The organism is Bordetella genomosp. 6 (genome assembly GCF_002119705.1).
GTDB lineage: Bacteria > Pseudomonadota > Gammaproteobacteria > Burkholderiales > Burkholderiaceae_B > Bordetella > Bordetella bronchiseptica_F.
The window spans coordinates 440,450-455,235 of the sequence record NZ_CP021107.1 but is presented as its reverse complement, the minus strand read 5'-3'; the positions used below and the strand labels follow the sequence as shown (position 1 = coordinate 455,235).

Below are 14,786 nucleotides of genomic sequence, written 5' to 3'. Positions count from 1 at the left end.
GCGCAATTCTAGCACTGGCCGGAATCCGATGTTCGTGGCAGCATCGATATCTGCGATGCCTGCCGCGACGCGGCGTGTTTCCGGGACCTTCCGATGGCCCATATCTACCTGGACGAACTGCAGCACCTGGCCGCCGCCGCGCTGGCGGCGGCGGGCGCCAACCCCGAGATGGCCGAGAGCACGGCGCGCGCCCTGGTGCACGCCGACAGCCAGGGCCTGGTGGCGCAAGGCGTGGCGCGCGTGCCCGGTTACGCCGCCCACCTGCGCACAGGGCGCGCCAAGGGCGCCGCCCGCCCCAGGCTGGCGCGCGAGCACGGCGGCACGGCGCTGATAGACGCGGGCTCGGGCCTGGCCTATCCGGCCTGCGCCCTGGCGGCCGCGCAGGCCACCGAGCGGGCGCGCCAGCACGGCGTGGCGTTCGTGGCGGTGGTCAACAGCCATCATTTCGGCGCCGCCGCCTACCACCTGGAGGCCATCGCCGCCGCCGGCATGGTGGGCCTGGCCGTCGGCAACTCCCCGGCGGCCATGCCGGCCTGGGGCGGCCGGCGTCCGCTGCTGGGCACCAACCCGGTCGCCGCGGCCTTCCCGCGCCGCCGCGCCGCCCCGCTGGAAATCGACCTGACGCCGGCCGAAGCAACGCGCGGCCAGCTGATGATCGCCGCGCGCGACGGCGATCCCATTCCGGAAGGCTGGGCGCTGGATGCCGAAGGCCGGCCCACCACCGACCCGCGCGCCGGCCTGGCCGGCACCATACTGCCCGCCGCGGGCGCCAAGGGAACCATGCTGGCGCTGATCATCGAGCTGCTGGTGTGCAGTCTCTCCGGCGCGCAGTTCGGCTTCGAGACCGAATCGCTGTTCGACGACGAGGGCGGGCCGGCGCGGCTGGGCCAGGCCTTCCTGGCCATCGACCCGGCGGCGCTGGCCGGCACCGACACCTACCTGGAACGCGTGGAAACCCTCATCGAGGCCATGCTCCACGACGATGGCGTGCGCCTGCCCGGCGAACGCCGTACCGCGCTGCGCAAGCTGGCGCTGCAGCATGGCGTGGACATTCCCGACACGCTGCTGGCGCAATTGCGCGGCATGTGCGGCGCGGGCTGAGCCCTACTGGCGCGTGAACCACAGCAGGGCCGGCGCCAGCAGCAGGAACACCACGGTCGACACCAGCACCGCGCCCGCGGCGATATCGCCGACGTCGGTATAACGGCGCGCATACATGTAGCTGACCACGGCGCAGGGCATGGCCATCTGCAGGGCCAGGGCCCCGGCCAGCAAATCCGGCAGGCCGAGCAGCCACACCACCGCGTAGCCCGCCGCCAGTCCGACCGCCAGACGCAGCCCGGCCACCACCGCGCCGGCGCGCATGCCGTTGGCGGGAATCAGCGCCAGCGCGTGGCCCAGGCTCAGCAGCATCAGCGGCACCGTCACCGCCCCCAGCATGCGGCTGGTCGCGACCAGCCAGTCCGGCACCGGGATGTCCAGGGCGCGCAGGCTCACGGCGGCCACCGAAGCCAGCAGGACGGGGCTCTTCCAGCTGCCGGGCGTATTGGCGCCGGGCAGCATGCGCACGGCGATCGTGTGCGTCACGAATGAGTTGACCGCGAAGAACGCCACCGCCGCCGACAGCCCGGCGTCGCCGAATGCCAGCTGCGACACCGGCAGGCCGAGATTGCCGGCGTTGGGCACGAAGGCGGTGGGCAGCAAGGTGCGCACCGGCAGGCCGAACAGCCGCAGCAGGCCGGCGCACGCCAGCGCGCAGGCCAGCAGCGCCAGCAGCGAGGCGCCGGCGATGGCGAGCAGCGCGCGGTCGTCCAGTTGCGTGGTGACGAAGGTATGGAACACCAGCGCGGGGGTGGTCACCGTGGTGACCAGCATGGTGATGAACGTACCGCCGAAAGGGTACTCGCGCTTGGCCCAGTAGGCGCCGATTCCCGCGCACGCCAGCAGGGGCAGCAGCAGCACGACGGCGGACCAGTAGAACTGTACGACGGCAAGCATGGACGACGCTGGGCCTATTCAGGAATGGATAAGCGGCCTGATGCCGCCACGAATCGAGACTTGGCATGCCGGCGCGGCGCGCCGCATGATGGCCGGCCGCCCCTCATGGGCAGAGACGGGGTCCGTCATGCCGCAACGCACCATCCTCACCCCGCGCGAGCTGGACTGCCTGCACTGGTCGGCGCTGGGCAAGACCAGCTGGGAAACCGCCCGCATCCTGGGCATCGCCGCGCGCACGGTCGATTTCCACCTGGCCAATGCCTGCGCCAAGCTGGCTGTCGCCAACCGGCGCGCCGCGGTCGCCCGCGCCGTGCAATGCGGGCTGCTGCCCGCACTCACCGCCGCAGCTCCACCGCGCCGATGAATTCGCGCGCCCGCTCGGCGGGCAAGGTCTGGCGGGTGCCGGCGGCCACCGCCTCGATCAGCATGTCGTCGGTCACCCACACCCGCGCCAGCAGCCAGTCGTCGCGCTCGCCCGGCGGGGCATGGATTTCGATGTCGGCGCCCGGCGCCGGCAGCGGGTCGGGCGGCTGGGCTCCCAGGTTGGCGTACAGCGAGCGCGCCAGCGCCTCGCCCAGCGCACGCCGGCGCGCCGGGTCGGCCGCCACCTCGGGCGGCAGCGGCGCGTGGCCGATGGCGAATACCGCCTGCTCGACCCGCGCGGAGGTCAGCGAAAACCGCAACGGCACCTCGGCCAGGGCCAGATCGCGGGTGTCGGTCTGCACCCGGCCGGGGAAAGCCGCGCGCACGCGGCCATCGGCCACGTCGATCTCGCGCCAGTTGTAACTGGGCGAACAGGCGGCCAGCAGCAGCGCTGCGCAGCCGGCCTGCCACAGGATGCGCACGCGTTTCTTGAGCATGAAACGAAACAGCGTTGAAATCATGGGTGTATGGGTTCGCTATCGACCTGCAGAGGCCTGAAATTGTCGCCGATTTCATTTACGCCCGCCGCGGACGGCATCCGCCTGGCCAATTACGCCTGGCCAGCGGCCCCGGACGTGGCCGCGCCGCTGCCCGGCCCGGGCATGCCCAGCATATACCTGCTGCATGGGCTGAGCGAGCACGCCGGCCGCTACGAGCGCCTGGCCGGCTGGCTGGCCGCGCGCGGCTGGCGGGTGGGCGCGCACGATCACCGTGGCCACGGCCTGTCGGGCGGCCCCCCGGCCGGCCTGGCCCGGCCCGACGACCTGGTGCGCGACGCCACGCAGCGGCTGCTGGACTGGACCCGCGACTGCGGACGCCCGCCCATCCTGCTGGGCCACAGCCTGGGCGCGCTGGTGGCGGTGCGGGTGGCGCAACGGCAATGGGCGCCGCTGGCCGGCCTGGTGCTCAGTTCGCCGCCGTTTCGCCTGCGCATCCCGGCCTGGTCGCGCCCGGCGCTGACCTGGCTGGCGCGCCGCCAGCCCGAGCTGCGCGTGCCGCACGGGCTGGCACCGGCCTGCATTTCGCATGACCGCGCGGTCGTGGCCGCCTACCGGGCCGACCCGCTGGTGCGGCGCTGCATCACCGGGCGGCTGGCCCTGTTCATCGACCAGGCCAGCCAGGCCGCCCTGCGCGACGCGCCGCTGCTGCCATGCCGCACCCTGCTCCAGGTGGCCGGCGCCGACCGCATCGTCGCCCCGCAAGGCAGCCGCGCCTTCGCCGAGGCGGCGCCGCCCGCCCTGCTGACGCTGCGCTGGTATCCGGACGCCTGGCACGAGATTTTCAACGAAACGCCGGCCATCGCCGCCCCGGTCTATGCCGACCTGGACCGCTGGCTGGCCGGCGCCGCGACATCTTTATCCCGGGCCCCGATCAGGGCTACCTCGGCACGGACGGCCATCACCCCGTAAAATCCGCGATCCACCCGGAAAAAAGAAACGCCCGTGACCGATACCGCTGCCCAACGCCACCACCGCCTGCAAGCCCATGCCGACCTGCTGACGCAGACCCTGCGCGGCATCGAGAAGGAAGGCCTGCGCGTGGACCACCAGGGCGTGCTGGCCCGCACCGCCCACCCTGCCGGGCTGGGCGCGGCGCTGACCAACGAACACGTCACCACCGACTACTCGGAAGCGCTGCTCGAACTCATCACCGGCACCCATACCGACGTCGACAGCCTGCTGGGCGAACTGCGCGACATCCATCGCTACGTCTACGGCGTGCTCGAGGGCGAATACATCTGGAACCAGTCGATGCCGGCCACGCTGCCGCCCGAGGCCGACATCCCCATCGCCTGGTACGGCACCTCGAATACCGGCATGCTCAAGCACGTGTACCGGCGCGGCCTGGCCGAACGCTACGGCAAGACCATGCAATGCATCGCCGGGGTGCACTACAACTTCTCGCTGCCCGACGCGCTGTGGGACGTGCTCCAACCCGATGCGCCGACGCCGCAGGCGCGCCGCTCGCGCGGCTACATCTCGCTGATCCGCAACTTCACCCGCTATTCCTGGCTGCTGATGTACCTGTTCGGCTCGGCGCCGGCGCTGGCGCGCGAGTTCATGCGCGGACGCGACCACCTGCTCGAAACGCTCGACCCCTCCACGCTGTACCTGCCCTACGCCACCAGCCTGCGCATGAGCGACCTGGGCTACCAGAACAAGGCGCAGTCGCGCCTGAAGCTGTGCTACAACGACCTCGACACGTTCCTGGGCCGCCTCTACGAAGCGGTCACCGAACCCTGGCCGGCCTACCAGGCCATCGGCACGCGGCGCGACGGCCAGTGGATCCAGCTCAACACCAATGTGCTGCAGATCGAGAACGAGTACTACTCCAGCATTCGCCCCAAGCGCGCCACCGGCCGCTGCGAGCGCCCCATCACGGCCCTGGCCGAGCGCGGCGTGCAGTATGTCGAAGTGCGCTGCCTGGACATCGACCCGCTGGCGCCCGAAGGCATTTCCGCCGAAACCGCGCGCTTCGTCGATGCCTTCCTGCTGTTCTGTGCCACCTCGGACAGCCCGTTCTTTCCGGACAACGGCTACTGCCAGCGCAGCGCCGACAACTTCGCCGTCGTCGTCAAGGAGGGCCGCAAGCCGGGCCTGATGCTGGACCGCGAGGGCCAGGCCGTCAGCGTGCCGCAGTGGGGCCACGAGCTGCTCGACCAGATCGCGCCCTACGCCGCCCTGTACGACCAGGCGCTGGGCGGCGATGCCTACGCCGCTGCGCTGGCCGCCCAGCGCGCCAAGCTGGACCAGCCCGACCTGACCCCGTCGGCCCGGGTGCTGGCCGCCCTGCGCGAGGGCAACGTATCGTTTCACGACTATTCGCTGGACCTCAGCCGCCGCCACGCCGACGCGCTGCGCGCCCAGCCGCTGCCGGCCGAACGGACGCAGGCCTACACCGAGGCGGCGCGCCAGTCCGTCGCCGAGCAATTGCGCCTGGAGCAGTCCGATACGGTCGATTTCGACACCTACGTGGCGCATTACCACGCGGCCTTGAAAAACCCGCTGCCTTCGACGGCGTCCTGACAGGCGTATCGTTATGGCTGGGCCGGCGCCGCACGCCGGCCCGGCACCTTCCTACCGGAGGCACTATGTTTCGCCTTGCATTCCTGTTCGCGGCCGCCGCGCTGGCGACCGGCGCCGCCGCGGCCGAACCGGCGGTCCGCACGGTCGAGTCGGTCGACCTGGCCCGCTATGCCGGCAAATGGTACGAGATCGCCCACTTGCCCATGTTCTTCCAGCGCCAGTGCGTGGGCGACACCACCGCCGAATACACGCAGAACGCCGACGGCTCGCTGGCGGTGAACAACCGCTGCCGCACCAAGGACGGCAGCATCGACGCGGCCTCGGGCACCGCCACCGTGGTCGAGGGCAGCGGCAACGCCAAGCTGGAAGTCTCGTTCTTCAAGCCCTTCAAGGGCGCGTACTGGATCATCGGGCTGGATCCCGACTATCGCTGGGCGGTGGTCGGCTCGCCCGACCGCGACAACCTGTGGATCCTGTCGCGCAGGACGCAACTTGCGCCAGCCGACCTGCAGGATGCCCTGGCGGTAGCCAAGGCGCAGGGCTACGCGCTCGACGAGCTGCGCTACACCCCGCAACAGCGCTAGGCCCGCCGGCCATCCTCGCGCGGACCCGCCGCGTAGTCGCGGGCCAGCCGCACCACCGTCACGCCCGGCTTGAGCTGGCGCAAGGACGGCATGATCAGCGTACAGCGGTCATAGGGCGTGACGATGGGCCGGCCATCGGCCCAGCCGATCGGCGTTCCCGCCTGCTCCAGCGTTTCCAGGCCCTGCCAGGCCTGCGCGAAGCGCAGATCCATCGACGGTGCGACCACCGCGTCGGTCACCTCGAGCACGCGCTGCCCCGCCGCGGGCGGCGCCAGCCACCCGGCCGGCAGGTCGCCGGCATCGACCGCACCGGCCGCCAGCAACAGGCGGCCCATCATGTCGCGCGCCACCTCGCGTGCCGCCGGCTCGCCGTGGAAACCGCATTCGATCAGCAGCGCGCAGGCGTCGGCGCCGGGATCGCCGAAACGGCCGAAATCGCGCATGCGCACGCCGTCCTTGTGGCCGGCGTCGACCACGACATGGCGCGGCGCGCCCAACTGGCGCGCCAGCGCGATGTTGCGCGGCAGGACGCCGGTCAGCAACAAGGGTTCGCCCGGCTCGTGCATCGAGTGCAGATCCAGCAGCCAGTCGGCCCGCCTCACCCAGGGCGCGAGCGCCAGCGCGCGCCGGCGTTCGCGCGTGCGCGGCTGCGCCAGGCGCGCCTCGCTCCAGACGCGGTTCATGTCTTCGTCGACGAAGCGCGCGGCGTCATGGCGGGCCGCGTCGAAGGTATCGAAGGCGTCAAGATTGCACAACGCCAGCGTCAGGCTGCCGCGGCGCGGCCGCAGTCCCGCCGCCAGCGCGTCCTTCAGCGCCCAGGCGCCGCACAGTTCATTGCCATGGACCAGCGCCGAGACCATGACGGCGCGGCCCGGCCGGCCGGAATCGAAGTGCCAGACGCCGGGCGTGCCGGTGTTGCCGACGCGCTCGGCGGAAAGATCGGGAACGGAAAGCTGGAACTGCATGGACGGTGACCGCGGGATCAATGGTTGGATTATTGGGCTTCGATCCTGGCGGCCTGCACCAGGGCGCCGTACTTGCGGGTCTCGGCCTGCTGGAACTGCGCCGGATCGAGGCCGGGCTGGGCCAGTTCGCCGCCGGCTTCCTGCATCTTGCGGCGGAACTCCTCCGACTTCAGCACGTCGGCCAGGGAGGCCCGCAATGCGTCGGCCACCGGCGCCGGCAAACCGGCCGGCCCGTAGAGGGCGAACCAGACGCTGATGTCCACGCCCTCGAAGCCCGGGGTTTCAGCCAGCGCGGGGATGTCGGGCGCCACCGGCGAGCGCTTTTTCTCGGTCACGCCCAGCGCCACGACCTTGTCCGAACGCACCTGCGGCAGCCCGGACGACAGCACCAGCATGCCGTAATCGAGCTGGCCGCTCATCAGGTCGGTCACCAGCGGCGCCACGCCGCGGTACGGCACGTGCTCGGCGCGGGTCCGGGTCGACTGGTTGACCATTTCGCCGGCCAGGTGCAGCGTGGTGCCTACGCCGGACGAACCGTAATTGAACGAACCGGGCGCCGCGCCGCGCAGCGTGCGCAGGTAATCGGCGGCATTGTTCACACCGGCGCTCTTCGAGGCGGCCAGCAGCATGGGCTGCGAGGCGATCACGCCCAGCGCGGTGAAATCCTTGGCGCCGTCGTACTTGACCGCCTTGTTGATCATGCCGGCGATCACCATCTCGTTGGTCGAGCCCAGCAGGAGGGTATAGCCATCGGCCTGCGCGCGCGCCACGCGTTGCGCGCCAATGGTGCCGCCCGCGCCGCCGACGTTCTCGACCACCACGCTCTGGCCGGTCTGGCGCGCCAGCGCCTCGCCGAACAGGCGGGCGGTCAGGTCGACGCTGCCGCCGGCCGGATAGCCGACGATCAGCGAGATGGGGCGGTCGGGATAGCCAGCGGCGACGGCCGAAAGGGGCGCGGCCAGGGCCGTGCCGATACACAGGGCGGCCAGCGCGCCGCGCAATGCATGCGATTTCATGTTTTTCCCTTGAGGTATCGACGGACCGTGGCCCGCCGCTTGTTATGAATGACTGCGCGCCATCATTCTGCGGGGCCGGCATGGCGACCCATGTGCCGAAGCGGCACATGGCCGTGCCAATACGGTTCGCGGTTCGGCAGGCCAGGCTAGCGGCCGCGCTGGGTGCACTCCCAGACCGCCTCGGCCAGTGCCGACAGGCGGGTGCGCGGCCGGTACAGGCGTACCTCGAAGGCGATTTCCTCGGCCCGCCCGCCCAGCGCGGCCAGGGCGCCGCGCCGGCAATCGCCGGCCACCATCGACCAGGGCAGCCAGGCGATGCCCAGCCCCTTCTGCGCCATGCCGTGCGCGGCATCGAGGGAATCGCAGCGCACGAACGGCGCCAGCGCATAGGGAAAGGTCTCGAGCCGGTCGCCGGCGATGCGCGCCATGGCCAGTCCGCCCGAATACGTGATCAGCGGCGCGGCCGGCCCGCCTTCGCTCAGGGTGTGGCGCGGGCGGCCGCGCGCATCGGCCTGGCACACCGGCACCAGCTTGTCGATGCCCAGCGTCATGTAGCGGAACCGCCCCGGCGTCAGTTGCACCGACAGCGCCGGATGCTCATAGCAGCACACCAGGTCGACACGGCCCTGCTCCAGCAGCGCCGCCATCTCCTGCATCACGCCGGTGGACAGCTCCACCTGCGCGCCGTCGCCCAGCAGGCGCGCGGGGCGCTGGCGCAGCCGCGCTATCCAGTCGGCCACCAGGGTGCGCGCCAGGCTGCGGCCGGTGCCGATGCGCAAGACGCGCTCTTCCTGGCGGCCGGCGCTGCGCAACTGTTCGCGCACCCGGTCCACCTGCTCGACGACCTGGCCGGCCGCCTGCAGCAAAGCCTCGCCCTGCGCGGTCAGCGCCACCGGCGTGCGGCCGCGCTCGACCAGCGGCGCGCCGGCCCAGGCCTCCAGCGCGCGGATGCGCCGCCCGAAGGCCGGATGCGTGACGTGGCGCAATTCGGCCGCGCGCACGAAGCTGCCGGTCTGCGCCAGCGCGATCAAGTCTTCGAAGAGTTTCAGGTCGGACATGGAAAACCGCCGCACAAGTCGCCGCGCCGATACAATCGGCCTCTGATCCGGCACCACGCCGGGCCCATCGCGCAGCCGAGTGCTCTTGTAGCATGCGAAGCGCGCGCCAACCCCTTACGGAGACATCATGAGCGTGCCCACCGCCGCCAAACGCATCACCACCCGCCAATTGCGCATGCGCACGCCGGACGAGCCCATCGTGGCGCTGACCGCCTACACGGCCCCCATGGCCGGCCTGCTGGATGCGCATTGCGACCTGCTGCTGGTGGGCGATTCGCTGGGCATGGTCATCTACGGCATGGAAACCACCCTGCCGGTCACCGTGGACATGATGATCCAGCATGGCCGCGCCGTGATGCGCGGCTCGCAGCGCGCCTGCGTGGCGGTGGACATGCCTTTCGGCAGCTACCAGGAAGACGAGCGCCAGGCGTATCGCAACGCCGCGCGCATCATGGCCGAGACCGGCGCCAGTTGCGTCAAGCTGGAGGGCGGCGCGGAAATGGCCTCGACCGTAGCCTTCCTGGTCGAACGCGGCATTCCCGTGATGGGCCACGTCGGGCTCAAGCCCCAATCGGTGCACGGCCATGGCGGCTTCCGTACCGTCGGCCGCGGCGCCGAGGCCGAGCAGGTCATGGCCGACGCGCAGGCCATCGCCGCCGCGGGCGCCTTTACGGTCGTCATAGAAGGCACGCTCGAACCCGTGGCGCGCGCCATCACCGAGGCCTTGCCCGTGCCCACCATCGGCATCGGCGCCTCGCCCGCCTGCGGCGGACAGATCCTGGTGTCGGACGACGTGCTGGGCCTGTTCTCGGACTTCACGCCGCGCTTTGTCAAGCGCTACGCGGAGCTGGGCCCCATCATCGAACAGGCCGCCGCGGCCTACGCCAGCGAAGTGCGCGCGCGCACCTTTCCGGCGCCGGAGCACTGCACCGGCATGCCGGCGCCCGACGGCCGCCCGGCCTGAGGCCGCGCACAGGAACCGGCCGCCGTCGCGCGGCTGGCCGGCTCCTCGGGCCGCTCGGACTCCTGCGCACGGCCAAACGGCCAGCGCTGCGGCCTGACGGGAGGCGTGGCGGGAGGTTGATCGGTCATTGCTCAATCCATTGCTATAGATGGGCCGAGCATAGCCGCTATGCGGTGCCATGATTGTCAACAATTGCCAATGATGTGCGCGGATCCTGCAAACCCGCCCGCCGCGCGCCGTAGGATTTTCGCCACAGGCGAACCGGGCCACGGGCCGCGCCCGGCAAGCCGTCCCGCGTGCTACGCGCCGGCGCGGCGCGCCCGCGATAGCAAGACAATATGACAGCGCCATGCGCGCATTGCCCTGGTGAGTGGAAATGTCAATTCGCGCGCGCCGTAACACTCCGGTACATGTAGCGCTCCTAGACTTCGCCGGGTCCACGTTCCAGCACGAACCGTGCGGGACGTGCGTCGGACCTTCTGCAGAAATTTGGGAGCATCACAATGAAGAAAACCTTGCTTGCCGTCGCCCTGGCCAGCGGATTCGCGGGCACGGCGCAAGCCGCCGCCACCAGCGTCACGCTGTATGGCCTGATCGACTCGGGCATCGGCTATGAACAGGTCAAGGGACCCGACGGCTTCAAGCAAAGCCATGTCGGCGCGACCAGCGGCGTCAGCAGCGGCTCGCGTTGGGGCCTGAAAGGCGCCGAAGACCTCGGTGACGGCCTGCAGGCCGTATTCACCCTCGAGGCCGGCTTCAACAACCAGACCGGCAACTCCGAACAAAGCGGCCGCCTGTTCGGCCGCCAGGCCACCGTCGGCCTGTCCAGCAGCTCCTGGGGCAAGCTGGAGTTCGGCCGCCAGACCAACATGGCGTCCAAATACCTGGCTGACATCAGCCCGTTCAGCACCGACTACGGCATGGCCGGCATCGGCAGCACGTTCGGCTCGGCCAAGTCGCTGCGCCTGGACAACATGGTGATGTACCAGTCGCCCGACTTCAGCGGCTTCCGGTTCGGCCTGGGCTATTCGTTCAACGCCGACACCACCAAGGGCGACAACTTCAGCACCAGCGACAATCCGCGCGTGGTGACCGCCGGCGCGAAGTACGCCTCCGGCCCGCTGACCCTGGTCGCCACCTACGATCGCCTCAGCCCCAACCACGCCGCCACCAATGGCGAATCGCAAAGCGTGCAGGAATACGCGCTGGGCGGCATGTACGATTTCGAGGTCGTGAAACTGCACGCGGCGTGGGGCCAGACGTTCGACGGCTGGTTCTCCGGCTATTCGATGGGCACCAACCCCAGCTTCGCCGGCTACAGCAAGCTGCCTTCGCTGGCCTACAAGGACGGCGCCAAGGTCGACTCCCTGATGCTGGGCGCGACCGTGCCGTTGGGCAAGACCAAGGTGTTCGGCTCGTGGCAGCGCGCCGATCCGAAGAACGACAAGCTGACCGGCGGCGACAAGACCTACAACATCTTCGCCCTGGGCGCCACCTATGACCTGAGCAAGCGCACCAACGTATACGCCTATGCCGCCTACGGCGACAACTACGCGTTCCATGACGAGGTGCGCAACACCGCCGTGGCCGTGGGCCTGCGTCACCGGTTCTAAGCCGTTGCATGATGGGCTGGCCCCCCGGGGCCGGCCCCGCGAGGCATGCGAGTCCAGCGTCCTGACGGGTGGTTTTCCCTCTCCGTTATCCCTCCGCGACGGCCTGGACCCGCTGCCGCCCGCCATGCCCCGCTAGGCGAGCCCGCCGGCCTCGCCGGGGCGCGGACAGGTACTGGCCCGCACCATCAGCTGCGGCGCCAGTCGCTCGGACTCCGGGCGCCCTCCCTTGATACGCTCGAGCAGCAGCTCCATGCTGCGATAGCCCATGGCGTGCATGGGCGAACGGATCGTGGTCAGGCTGATCGGCAGCTCGGCGGCCAGCGGCGTGTCGTTAAAGCCCACGATGGCCACATCGTGCCCCGCACGCAGGCCGCGATCGCGCACCGCGCCCATCAGGCCGATGGCCAGGAAGTCGTTGACGGCGAACACCGCCGAGGGCTTGCGGGCGTTGCGAAACAGCTTCTCGCCGGCCAGCCGGCCGGCCCGCGTATCGAACGGTCCGTGCAGTATCCATTTGGCCGGGATGTCCACCCCCTGCTCGCGGCAATAGGCGATGAAGCCCGCGCTGCGGTCGCAGCCGGTGCTGGCGTATTGCTCGCCGGCCAGCACGGCGATGTCGCGGTGGCCCAGCGCCAGCAGGTGCTCGGCCGCCATGCGGCCGCCGGCCACGTCGTCGCAGGTCACGGCGCAATGCGTGCCGAGATGCCGGCTGACCAGCACCATGGGCACGCCGCGCCGGGCGATTTCGTCCAGGAACCGGGTATCGTCGCGGCGCGCATCGGCGAAGATCAGGCCCTCGACCCGGCGGTCCAGCGCCATCTCGCCCAGTTGCCGCTGGCGTGGCGGCGCGTCGCCGGTATTGGCCACGAACGTCAGGTAGCGCGAGTCGGCCGCCGCCGCGTCGATGCCCTCGTAGATCGTGGCCACGACCAGGTCGGACAGCTGCGGCACCAGCACGCTGACCGTGCGCGTTTTCTGGGTGCGCAGGCCGATGGCGTGCGGATTGGGTCGGTAGTTGAGCTGCCGCGCCAGTTCGCGGATGCGCTCGACCGTCTCGGGCGCGGCGGCGTTGCGCGCGTCGTCGTCGGTGCCATTGAGCACGCGCGAGACGGTCGACACATGCACCTTCAGCTGCTGCGCCAGCGAACGCAAAGTGACCGGGGACTGCTTACCTTTCATGTGGCCTTCCTTTTGCGCGCATCATAGCAACATTCCCGTTTTACCCAAACGTTCGGGTAAATACTGAATTGCCAGCCGACGCGCGTGCCCCTACAGTTGCTACCCAAACGTTTGGGTAGAGATCCGTATGGACCATTTTCTGCAGCAACTGATCTACGGCCTGTCCGTTGGCAGCACCTATGCCATGATCGCCCTGGCGATCACGCTGGTGTTCCGGGGCATGGACATCATCAACTTCGCGCAAGGCGAAATCTTCATGGTGGGGGCATTCCTGGGCTACGTCTTCCACGTGGACCTGGGGCTGTCGATGTGGCTGGCCTTTCCGCTGGCCATCGCCTCGGCGCTGGTGTTCGGCTCGTTCCTCGAACGGGTCTTCATGCGGCGGCTGGAAAACAGCAACCAGCTTTCGCTGTTCATGATGACCGTGGCCCTGTTCATCCTGCTGCGCAGCGTCGCGCAGCTGATCTTCGGCTCGTCGGCGTACCGCTTTCCGCCGCTGAGCGAACATGCGGCATCGATCGGCTCGGTACGCATCAGCGACCAGTACCTGATCGTCATCGGCATGACGCTGCTCATCATGCTGCTGCTGTACCTGCTGTTCACCCGCACGCCGCTGGGCCTGTCGGTGCGGGCGGTCGCGCAGGACAAGACCACCGCCCGCATGATGGGCATCAACGTTTCGCGCATCAACAACTTCACGGTGGCGCTGTGCTCGGCGCTGGGCGCGGCGGCGGGCATCGTCTACGCGCCGATCGCGGTGCTGTCGTTCGACATGGGCAACCTGATCATGCTCAAGGGCTTCACCGCCGCGCTGCTGGGCGGGCTGGGCCTGCTGTCGGGCGCGGTGCTGGGCGGAATCATGCTGGGCGTGATCGAGCAGTTCGGCACGCTGTTGATCAACTCCGCCTACAAGGATCTGGTCTCGTTCTCGATCCTGCTGCTCATCATCCTGGTCAAGCCCAACGGCATCCTGGGCAAGAAGCAGATCAAGAAAGTCTAAGCAGAACCAGCCAGAAGGACACCGCATCATGTTTCGTCGCAAATATGGGACCGCGCTTTGCGCGCTGCTCCTCATCGCATTGCCGGCCCTGCTCAACGACCCGTTCATCACCCACCTGGGCGTGCGGGCGGCCACCTACGCCATCGTGGTCATGGGCCTGACCCTGTTCGCCGGCTATACCGGCCAGATCTCGCTGGGGCATGCCGCCTTCTTCGGGCTGGCCGCCTATCTGTCGGGCATGATGGCCAAGGCCGGCGTGCCCTACCTGGTATCGGTGCCAGTCGCCACGGCCGCGGTCGGCCTGCTGGGCTGCCTGGTCGGCATGCTGGTGCTGCGCACCAGCGGCCACTACCTGGCGCTGGCCAGCATCGCAGTCGCGGTCATCGTGCAGGTCATCATCAAGAACAGCACGATCACCGGCGGGCCCTCCGGGCTGACGGCCGTGCCTGCGCCGGATTTCTTCGGCTGGTCGCTCACCAGCGACCTGGGCTATTACTACTACGTGCTGCTGTGCATGTTCGCCGGCTTCGTCATCCTGCGCCGGGTCATCGACTCGCGTACCGGCGACGCCCTGCAGGCCATCGCCAACAACGAGCTGGCGGCCCAGTCGCTGGGCATCCCGGTGTTCCGCTACAAGGTGCTGTCGTTCACCATCAGCACCCTGTTCGCGGCCTTCGCCGGCACCCTGTTCGTGCACTACGATGGCTTCATCGACCCGGACAGGCTGGGCATCCACGTCTCCGTCCTGTTCCTGATCATGACCTTCGTGGGCGGCATCGGCAACATCTACGGCTCGGTGATCGGCGCCTTCGCGCTGACCATCATCGAGGAGTACGCCCAGGAATTCGGCCAATACAACATCCTGGTCTACGGCCTGCTGCTGGCGCTGGTGATCCTGTTCCTGCCCAAGGGACTGGTGGATCTGCCCAACAAGCTCAAATCCCTGCGCGCGAGGTAAGC

General features: G+C 69.5%; 15 protein-coding genes. 9 read left to right on the top strand and 6 right to left on the bottom strand.

Annotation, left to right across the window (positions count from 1 at the left end; all coding sequences use genetic code 11):
- The first annotated feature begins 93 nt into the window (after nucleotides 1-93).
- Nucleotides 94-1,101, top strand: coding sequence for an Ldh family oxidoreductase (locus tag CAL11_RS02190; RefSeq protein ID WP_086092028.1), 1,008 nt, complete (start codon nucleotides 94-96; stop codon nucleotides 1,099-1,101).
- 3 nt (nucleotides 1,102-1,104) lie between these two features.
- Here the strand turns inward: CAL11_RS02190 and CAL11_RS02185 are convergent, their stop codons facing one another.
- Nucleotides 1,105-1,998: an AEC family transporter gene (locus tag CAL11_RS02185; protein WP_033466643.1), complete on the bottom strand. Its 894-nt coding sequence runs from the start codon at nucleotides 1,996-1,998 to the stop codon at nucleotides 1,105-1,107.
- Between the two features lie 127 nt (nucleotides 1,999-2,125).
- On the opposite strand from CAL11_RS02185, the gene CAL11_RS02180 reads away from it, so the two are divergent.
- Entirely contained in the window at nucleotides 2,126-2,362 is a 237-nt protein-coding gene (locus CAL11_RS02180; RefSeq protein ID WP_033466645.1) for a helix-turn-helix domain-containing protein, read from the top strand.
- Here CAL11_RS02180 and CAL11_RS02175 read toward each other — a convergent pair.
- The gene (locus tag CAL11_RS02175; RefSeq protein ID WP_086092027.1) at nucleotides 2,334-2,882 is read right to left on the bottom strand and encodes a hypothetical protein; all 549 of its coding nucleotides are present in this window, start codon (nucleotides 2,880-2,882) and stop codon (nucleotides 2,334-2,336) included. The genes CAL11_RS02180 and CAL11_RS02175 overlap by 29 nt on opposite strands.
- A 114-nt stretch (nucleotides 2,883-2,996) precedes the next feature.
- Here CAL11_RS02175 and CAL11_RS02170 point away from each other — a divergent pair, with 114 nt between their 5' ends.
- The 3 genes from CAL11_RS02170 to CAL11_RS02160 all read left to right on the top strand — a co-directional run bounded on the left by CAL11_RS02170 (nucleotide 2,997) and on the right by CAL11_RS02160 (nucleotide 6,031).
- On the top strand, nucleotides 2,997-3,830 hold the full coding sequence (locus CAL11_RS02170) for an alpha/beta hydrolase (protein ID WP_086094500.1): 834 nt from the start codon (nucleotides 2,997-2,999) through the stop codon (nucleotides 3,828-3,830).
- Between the two features lie 33 nt (nucleotides 3,831-3,863).
- On the top strand, nucleotides 3,864-5,447 hold the full coding sequence (gene gshA, locus CAL11_RS02165; protein WP_086092026.1) for a glutamate--cysteine ligase: 1,584 nt from the start codon (nucleotides 3,864-3,866) through the stop codon (nucleotides 5,445-5,447).
- Nucleotides 5,448-5,512: 65 nt separating this feature from the next.
- The gene (locus CAL11_RS02160) at nucleotides 5,513-6,031 is read left to right on the top strand and encodes a lipocalin family protein (RefSeq protein WP_086092025.1); all 519 of its coding nucleotides are present in this window, start codon (nucleotides 5,513-5,515) and stop codon (nucleotides 6,029-6,031) included.
- Here the strand turns inward: CAL11_RS02160 and CAL11_RS02155 are convergent.
- The 3 genes from CAL11_RS02155 to CAL11_RS02145 form a co-directional block, all read right to left on the bottom strand.
- A complete protein-coding gene (locus tag CAL11_RS02155; RefSeq protein ID WP_086092024.1) occupies nucleotides 6,028-6,996 on the bottom strand; it encodes a succinylglutamate desuccinylase/aspartoacylase domain-containing protein in 969 nt (322 codons plus the stop codon). The genes CAL11_RS02160 and CAL11_RS02155 overlap by 4 nt on opposite strands.
- A 29-nt stretch (nucleotides 6,997-7,025) precedes the next feature.
- Nucleotides 7,026-8,012, bottom strand: a complete 987-nt coding sequence (locus tag CAL11_RS02150; RefSeq protein WP_033466658.1) for a Bug family tripartite tricarboxylate transporter substrate binding protein — start codon at nucleotides 8,010-8,012, stop codon at nucleotides 7,026-7,028.
- Between the two features lie 146 nt (nucleotides 8,013-8,158).
- A complete protein-coding gene (locus tag CAL11_RS02145) occupies nucleotides 8,159-9,070 on the bottom strand; it encodes a LysR family transcriptional regulator (protein WP_167382434.1) in 912 nt (303 codons plus the stop codon).
- Between the two features lie 127 nt (nucleotides 9,071-9,197).
- Between CAL11_RS02145 and panB the strand changes: the two genes are divergently transcribed.
- Both panB and CAL11_RS02135 read left to right on the top strand, forming a co-directional pair.
- Complete coding sequence (gene panB, locus CAL11_RS02140; protein ID WP_086092022.1) at nucleotides 9,198-10,034, top strand: 3-methyl-2-oxobutanoate hydroxymethyltransferase; 837 nt, start codon at nucleotides 9,198-9,200, stop codon at nucleotides 10,032-10,034.
- A 503-nt stretch (nucleotides 10,035-10,537) separates the two neighbouring features.
- Entirely contained in the window at nucleotides 10,538-11,647 is a 1,110-nt protein-coding gene (locus CAL11_RS02135) for a porin (protein WP_086092021.1), read from the top strand.
- A gap of 132 nt (nucleotides 11,648-11,779) precedes the next feature.
- On the opposite strand, the gene CAL11_RS02130 is transcribed toward CAL11_RS02135, so the two are convergent.
- The gene (locus CAL11_RS02130) at nucleotides 11,780-12,826 is read right to left on the bottom strand and encodes a LacI family DNA-binding transcriptional regulator (protein ID WP_086092020.1); all 1,047 of its coding nucleotides are present in this window, start codon (nucleotides 12,824-12,826) and stop codon (nucleotides 11,780-11,782) included.
- Between the two features lie 127 nt (nucleotides 12,827-12,953).
- On the opposite strand from CAL11_RS02130, the gene CAL11_RS02125 reads away from it, so the two are divergent.
- Together CAL11_RS02125 and CAL11_RS02120 are read left to right on the top strand one after the other, a co-directional pair.
- Nucleotides 12,954-13,826 (top strand): branched-chain amino acid ABC transporter permease, encoded by an 873-nt coding sequence (locus CAL11_RS02125; protein WP_033466669.1) that lies wholly within the window; start codon nucleotides 12,954-12,956, stop codon nucleotides 13,824-13,826.
- Between the two features lie 28 nt (nucleotides 13,827-13,854).
- A complete protein-coding gene (locus CAL11_RS02120) occupies nucleotides 13,855-14,784 on the top strand; it encodes a branched-chain amino acid ABC transporter permease (protein ID WP_086092019.1) in 930 nt (309 codons plus the stop codon).
- Nucleotides 14,785-14,786: the final 2 nt, after the last annotated feature.